Source organism: Bradyrhizobium jicamae (assembly GCF_001440395.1).
GTDB lineage: Bacteria > Pseudomonadota > Alphaproteobacteria > Rhizobiales > Xanthobacteraceae > Bradyrhizobium > Bradyrhizobium jicamae.
Map to the genome: position 1 here is coordinate 8,122 of NZ_LLXZ01000070.1, position 6,631 is coordinate 14,752.

The 6,631-nt window shown below is 64.4% G+C and carries 5 protein-coding genes; 1 reads left to right on the forward strand and 4 read right to left on the reverse strand.

Annotated features, from left to right (window positions below):
• On the reverse strand, nucleotides 1-1,759 hold a 1,759-nt coding region (locus tag CQ12_RS11320), incomplete at its 3' end, for an AsmA family protein (protein ID WP_245309859.1).
• A 217-nt stretch (nucleotides 1,760-1,976) separates the two neighbouring features.
• On the opposite strand from CQ12_RS11320, the gene CQ12_RS11325 reads away from it, so the two are divergent.
• Entirely contained in the window at nucleotides 1,977-2,651 is a 675-nt protein-coding gene (locus tag CQ12_RS11325) for a Crp/Fnr family transcriptional regulator (RefSeq protein WP_057835392.1), read from the forward strand.
• 85 nt (nucleotides 2,652-2,736) lie between these two features.
• On the opposite strand, the gene CQ12_RS43615 is transcribed toward CQ12_RS11325, so the two are convergent.
• The 3 genes from CQ12_RS43615 to CQ12_RS11335 form a co-directional block, all read right to left on the reverse strand.
• Nucleotides 2,737-2,898, reverse strand: a complete 162-nt coding sequence (locus CQ12_RS43615; protein WP_157088136.1) for a hypothetical protein — start codon at nucleotides 2,896-2,898, stop codon at nucleotides 2,737-2,739.
• Nucleotides 2,899-2,912: 14 nt separating this feature from the next.
• On the reverse strand, nucleotides 2,913-6,074 hold the full coding sequence (locus CQ12_RS11330; RefSeq protein WP_057835393.1) for an efflux RND transporter permease subunit: 3,162 nt from the start codon (nucleotides 6,072-6,074) through the stop codon (nucleotides 2,913-2,915).
• The coding region (locus CQ12_RS11335) for an efflux RND transporter periplasmic adaptor subunit (protein WP_157088137.1) at nucleotides 6,074-6,631 on the reverse strand (558 nt) is incomplete at its 5' end. The genes CQ12_RS11330 and CQ12_RS11335, both read right to left, overlap by 1 nt.

Consider the following 6,631-nt stretch of genomic DNA (forward strand, 5'->3'; position numbering starts at 1 on the left):
CACCTGTGCCCGGCTGTCCGCCGAGCAGGTTGCCGATCGCAGCGCCAAGCCCGGCGCCGTTCGGCCCGAACAGGCCCTTGCCCATTTCTTTCAGCTTGGCATAGCCCGCTTCCGGATTGTCGAGAATGCCCTGCAATTCCGGATAAATCCGCGGGCTTCCCCACGGGCCCTCGATCATCACGGGAATGCCGAAGCCTACCGGATCGCCGGCGCGGCCCTGGCCTTCGGTGGTCATCACGAGTTTCGGCTCGACGCGGAAACCGATCTGCTTGGTGCCGAGATCGATGGTGCCGACGCCGGTCATCTTCACCAGCGGGCCGACGAGGTTGAGGTCGGTGGTCTGCGCCTGGCCCTTGTCGATCTTGAACGACGCTGACAATTGCGACAGATCCGTCGCCTTCTCCGCGCTTTCCTGCCAGCCAGACAAGGTACTCGCCGTCAGCGCACGGATCATCTGCGCGACGTTCAGCCCCTTGATCGCGCCGTCCTGGAACACGACGAAGGCGGTGCCGGCCATGTTCGCCATGATCGCGCGCTGGCTGGTGCCGGCGGAGCGCACGCTGATCTTTGCCTGCATCTTGCCGTCGAGCTTGTCGAAATCGGCGAGGCCGCTCAGCAGCGGCAGCGCACGCACGCCGGTGAGGTCGGCGCGCATCGCATATGTGGGATTGGCGGTGGAGACGTCGGCGGTCAGGTCGCCGCTGGCGTTGCCCTCATAGGCGCCGAGATTCGAAACCTGCGCCTTCAGGACGCCGCTTGTCAGGTTGGCTTCGATCGCGGCGGGGGTGAAGCGCGCGTCGCCGACCTTGAGTTCGGCCGCGGAAATGCGCGCCTGCAAGTCGACGTAGTTGAGGCCGTTGACGTCGATCGTCGCGTTACTCCAAGGCTGCGCCGAGGAGGAATCGGCGCTGCGTGACATCGCGACCGTAAGGCGCTGGAAATCGAGATCGAGCTTGACCAGCGGCTTGCTCGACAGATCGACCGAAGCCCAGCCGTTGAAAGCGGCGTCGCCGAGCGCGCCGGTGACGCTGTTGATCATCACGACCGAGCCATTGAGTCGGGCTTCGGCCTTGGCCGTGAGCTGCGCGGGCAAGAGGTCGGGTGCGTCGATCTTGATCTCGGCCGGGATGTTCTGCCGCTCGACCGGGCTTGCGGGCAGCGCCGCCCTGACCTCGAATTTCAGCGGCGAGCTGCTGCTGCGTCCGCTACCTGTAAGCACGACCTTGCGGTCGGCATCGATGGTGATGTCGGCGTTGACGGTCTCGATCCTGCGCTCGACGCGGTCGCGCACATTGGAGAACACGATGGTGCCGCCGGTGACGCTGATATGCTCGATCGAAAAGGCGTCAGCGGACTTGCTGCTTGCGGGCTTCGAGGCAGGGGTGGCGTCCCTGGCGCGCTCGCGTTGCAGCGGCAGATTCACCACGGGACGGATGATGACGAGGTCGGTGATTTGCGGCTTGCCGGCCCACAGGCTCGCAAGCGTCACGTCAGCCTCGATGACCGAGGCCGCGAAGTGGCGGTTGATGTCACGATCGCTGGGCGGTTGCAGCGTGACGTCGTACAGTCGGATATTGAGCTGCGGCCACAGGCCGATCTTGGCGCCGCCATTGATGGCGAGCTTGTAGCCGGTCTCGCGCTCGACCCGCTCCTGGATCTGCGCCGTCAGGTAGCCGGAGGGGACGCCGATCACCAGCAGCAACCCGATCACGACGATCACGGCGACGATGGCGGCGCCGGCAATTTTCAGTGCTCTCATATCGATATTCCAGACCGCGCAAACGGCTCTTATTTCGGTGGCTCGACACGCCGTCGCAACCGGTCAGGCGAGCTTATCCCGGAAAGGGATAGCGCCCAAAGCAGCCAAAAATATTCCGCAGGTGCTGCAAAGTTATGTGACTTATGACACACTCGCCGCCAGGAGAAACCTGCTAACGGCGTTCGGGGGCGGTAAAGCCGATCTGGAAGGCGAGACAATGAGCAAACAGGCCGAATTTGCGGTCATTTTGAAAATGAACCCGATGTTCGCCGATCTGGGCGCTGACGAATTGCAGCGCATCTCCGGCCTTTGTCACACCCAGCAGCTCGGCATCGGCGAAATGTTGTTTCAAAAGGGCGATCCCGGCGACGCCCTGTACGGCGTCCGCCGCGGCCAGATCCGGATCGAAACCGGCGCCTCCGACGGCAGCCGCCTGACGCTGAATTTCATGGGTTCCGGCGATCTGTTCGGCGAGGTCGCCGTGCTCGACGGCCAGAGCCGCACCGCGGACGCCACCGCCGGCGAGCCGTCGGAACTGTTCGTGCTGCGGCGCGAGGATTTCCTCGCCTTCCTGGAGCGCGAGCCCAAGGTCGCGATCAAGATCATCATGCTCTTGTGCCAGCGCATCCGCTGGCAGAGCGAGCGGATGGAAGAATCCGTGCTCCAGCCGTTGCCGGTCAGATTGGCGCGGCGGCTTTGTGCGCTCGCCTCCGACTTCGGCTCCGAAGTACACATCTCGCAGGAGCAACTCGGCGTCTTCGTCGGCGCCGCCCGCGAAAGCGTCAACCGTCAACTGCAGCTCTGGCGCAAGGACGGCATTCTGGACCTGCAGCGCGGCCGGATTTTGCTGCAGAACATGACCAAGCTGACCGCGGTGGCGAGGAACGAGTAGGGGCGCAGCAGTCATGTAGCCCGGATGAGCGAAGCGATATCCGGGGCCGGCTTTATATTCCCGGATGTCGCGTTGCTGATCCGGGCTACGATTGCGCGATCTTGCGTGCGGGCGGACGAACCAATTCATTTGTCGTGCCCCAGCTCGCAACCCATGCTTTCACTTCATCTAGCGGAACGGCCAGCCGGGTTCGCTTGAACTCATCATAACGCCGGCGGTCCTCCCCGATATCGAGAATCTCCGGCATCTTGCTGCAAGTCCCTACTTCGCGGCAGGCGACATTGCCGGTGGCGTGGACGGCGGGCCCTTGGCGGGCGGCTCGCCGTGATGTTCCGATCCATGGCCATCAGACTCCGTTTCCCCGCTGGAGACGAGCAGTTTCTGGCCGAAGCGCCAGCACAGCGCGCCGATATCGTCCATCACCATGAACATCGCCGGCACGAACACCAGCGACAGGATGGTGGAGAAGATCAGGCCGCCGATCACCGCGAGCGCCATCGGCGAGCGGAATTCGCCGCCGGCGCCGAACGCCAGCGCTGACGGCATCATGCCGGCGGCCATCGCGATCGTCGTCATCACGATCGGCCGCGCGCGCTTCATGCCGGCGTCGATGATCGCCTCGTCACGCTTCTTGCCCTCGCGAATCGCCTCGACCGCGAACTCCACCAGCATGATGGCGTTCTTGGTAACGATGCCCATCAGCATCAGGATGCCGATCCACACCGGCGTGGTGAGCTGCTTGCCGGTCACCAGCAATGCCGCGATCGCGCCGCCGATCGAGAGCGGCAGCGAGAACAGGATCGTGATCGGTTGCAGGAAGGTGCCGAACAGCAGCACGAGCACCGCATAGACCATCATCAGGCCGGCGGTGATGGCGGTGGCAAAACCTTCCGACAGTTCGTTGAGGCTCTCGGCGTCGCCGGACGGGCTCACCCTCACGCCCTTCGGCAGGCTCTTCATGACCGGCAGTTCGTAGATCATCTTCGTGGCGTCGCCCAGCGCGGCGTTGCCGACGAGGTCGGCGGCCACCGTCGCCTGCCGTTCGCGGTCGTAACGGTTGATGCTGGTCGGACCCTGATCGAGCTGGATGTCGGCAACGACCGACAGCGGTACGCCGCCGCGTTCGCCGCGCTGGCCGAGCGGCACCCGCAATTGCTGCAGCATCTGCAGGTCGCTGCGCGCGCTGTCCTCGAGCTGGACGCGGATCGGCACCTGACGGTCGCCGGCGTCGAACTTGGCCAGCGCCGGACCGACGTCGCCGATGGTGGCGACGCGGATCGTCTGCGACAGGCTCTCCGTGGAGACGCCAAGCCGCGCCGCCAGTTCGGCGCGCGGCCGGATACGAAGCTCGGGCCGGTCGAGTGAGGTTTCCGAGATCACGTTGGCGATGATCGGAATCCGCTTCATCTGCGTCGCCAGTTCGCTGGCGACGTTGTTGACGATATTGCTGTCGACGCCGGTCACGACAAGCGAAATCGCGCGCAGCCCGTTTTCGTCGAGGAACCAGAAGCGGATGTCAGGAACGTTTTCCAGCTCCTGGCCGATCTCGAGCTCGAGCTGCCGCTGGGTGATCTTGCGATCGCCCTTCGGCGTGTAGTTGATGATCAGCGCGGCGCGGCGGACTTCCTGCGTTCCCGGCGGCACCCGGCCGCCATCGACGAAGATGCTCTTCACCTCGGGCCGCTTCCGCAGGCGCGCGACGATTTCTTCCGTCACCTTTTCGGTGTAGGCGAGCTGCGAGCCGGGCGGCAATTCCATCGCCAGCAGCGAGCGCGCGGTGTCCTGCGCCGGCAGGAAGCCTTGCGGCAGCAGCGTGATGCTCCAGATCGAGGCCGCGAAGACGCCGAACCCGATCAGCACCGTGATGAAGTAGTGCTTCACCGACCAGGTCACGAGCCTGGTGTAGGTCATCAGGATGCGTCCGGGCGGCGGGTCCTCGTGCGGGTGATCCTTCAGGAAGTAGGCCGCGAGCACCGGCGTGACGAAGCGCGCGGCGAGCAGCGAGAAGAACACCTGCACCGACACCGTGATGCCGAACTGCTTGAAGAACTGCCCGGCGATTCCAGACATGAAGCTGGCGGGCGCAAAGATCGCGATGATGGTCAGCGAAATCGCGATCACCGCGAGGCCGATTTCATCGGCGGCTTCGAGCGCCGCGCGATAGGGCGATTTGCCCATGCGCATGTGGCGCACGATGTTCTCGATCTCGACGATGGCGTCGTCGACCAGGATACCCGTCGACAGCGTGATGGCGAGGAAAGAGACCAGGTTGAGCGAGAAGCCGAGCAGGTCCATCACCCAGAACGCCGGGAAGATCGACAACGGCAGCGAGATCGCGGCGATGATGGTGGCTCTGATATCGCGCAGGAACAGCAGCACGATAATGACGGCAAGGATCGCGCCCTCGAACAGGGTCGAGATCGCCGCTTCATAATTGCCCTTGGTGAAGTCGACCGAGGTGTCGATCATCTTGAGGTCGACGTCGGGATAGGCGACCTTCAGCGCATCGATGCGCTTCTGCACGGCGGCCGCCACCACCACGTCGCTGGCGCCCTTGGAGCGCTTGATGCCGAGCGCCACCACGGGCTCGCCGTTGAAGCGGGCAAAGGTGCGGCGGTCGGCGATGGTGTCGGTGACGGTGCCGAGATCGTCGAGCCGTACCTCGCCGCCGCCGAACAGCGGGATCATGGTGCCGGCGAGCTCGTTCAGCGTCTTGGCGCCGGCCAGCGTGCGGATCGCCTGGTCGTTCTTGCCGATTTCGGCGCGGCCGCCGGCGAGGTCGACATTGGTGCCGCGCAGGATCTGGCTGACATTGACGGCCGTCAAACCGGCCGCCTGCAGGCGGTCGGGATCGAGCGAAACAAGAATTTCGCGCTCGACACCGCCGATGCGCTCGACTTGCGCCACGCCGCGCACGCCCTGCAGCGCGCGCTTGACGACATCGTCAACGAAATAGGAAAGCTGCTCCGGCGTCTTGCCCGGAGAGATCGCGGCATAGGTGACGATCGGCAGGCCGATAACGTCGACGCGCTGGATCAGCGGCTCGTTGACGTTTTGCGGCAGGTTGGCGCGGACACGCGTGACGGCGTCCTTGACGTCGTTCAGCGCGCGGTCGGTGTTGGTCTCCAGTGCGAACTGGATCGTGGTCACCGAGAGGCCGTCGGTGATCGACGACGAGATGTGGCGTACGCCCTCGACGCCGGAAACGCCGTCCTCGATGGTCTTGGTGACCTGGCTCTCCAACTCGGCGGGAGCCGCGCCGAATTGTGCTACCGCGACCGAGATCACCGGAATGTCGGCGCTGGGCAGCCGGGTTACCGCGAGCTTGGTGAAGCTTGCCCAGCCCAACACCAGGAGGATGATCGAAAAGACGATGGAGGGCAGCGGGTTCCTGATCGACCATGCCGAGATATTCAATGCCATTAGCGTGCCCGCGTGCGTTCGAGTTCGTCGGCGAACATGGTTTTGACCTGGTCGCCGTCGTGCAGCGAGGTACCAGCATCGGCCACAACGATTTCGCCGACGTCGAGGCCTTCAAGAATTTCAGTCGAGGTTTCGGAGGTGAGCCCGACCCGCACCTTTCGTGTCTCGATCGTGTTGCCCTTGACCACCTGCAGGGTCAGGCGGTCGATGGCGGTGCGCGGGACGGCGACGCCGCAGGAACGCTTGGCGTCGATATTGGCGCGGGCAAACATGCCCACCTTGAGCGAGGGATTGTTGTTGAGCGAAATGCGGACCTTGCCGAGCTGGGTGGTGCGGTCGATCTGCGGCGAGATCCGCCGGACCTTGCCGACGACATCGGGCGCATCGTCGCGGCTGATGCGCACCGTTGCACCGGGATTGAGTTTGAGCAGATGAACGCTCGGTACTTCGGCTTCGAGCTCGATTTCATTGTTCACGGAAATGCGGAACATCGGGCCCGCCTGGGGCGAAGCCGGCGCGCCGATCGCGGTCCGGGCCTCGGTGACGAGGCCCCCTGC

Excerpts from the sequence above, each read along its gene's own strand:
- CQ12_RS11325 (WP_057835392.1), top strand. The coding sequence starts at position 1,977 with ATGAGCAAACAGGCCGAATTTGCGGTCATTTTGAAAATGAACCCGATG.
- CQ12_RS43615 (WP_157088136.1), bottom strand. The coding sequence starts at position 2,898 with ATGCCGGAGATTCTCGATATCGGGGAGGACCGCCGGCGTTATGATGAG.
- CQ12_RS11330 (WP_057835393.1), bottom strand. The coding sequence starts at position 6,074 with ATGGCATTGAATATCTCGGCATGGTCGATCAGGAACCCGCTGCCCTCC.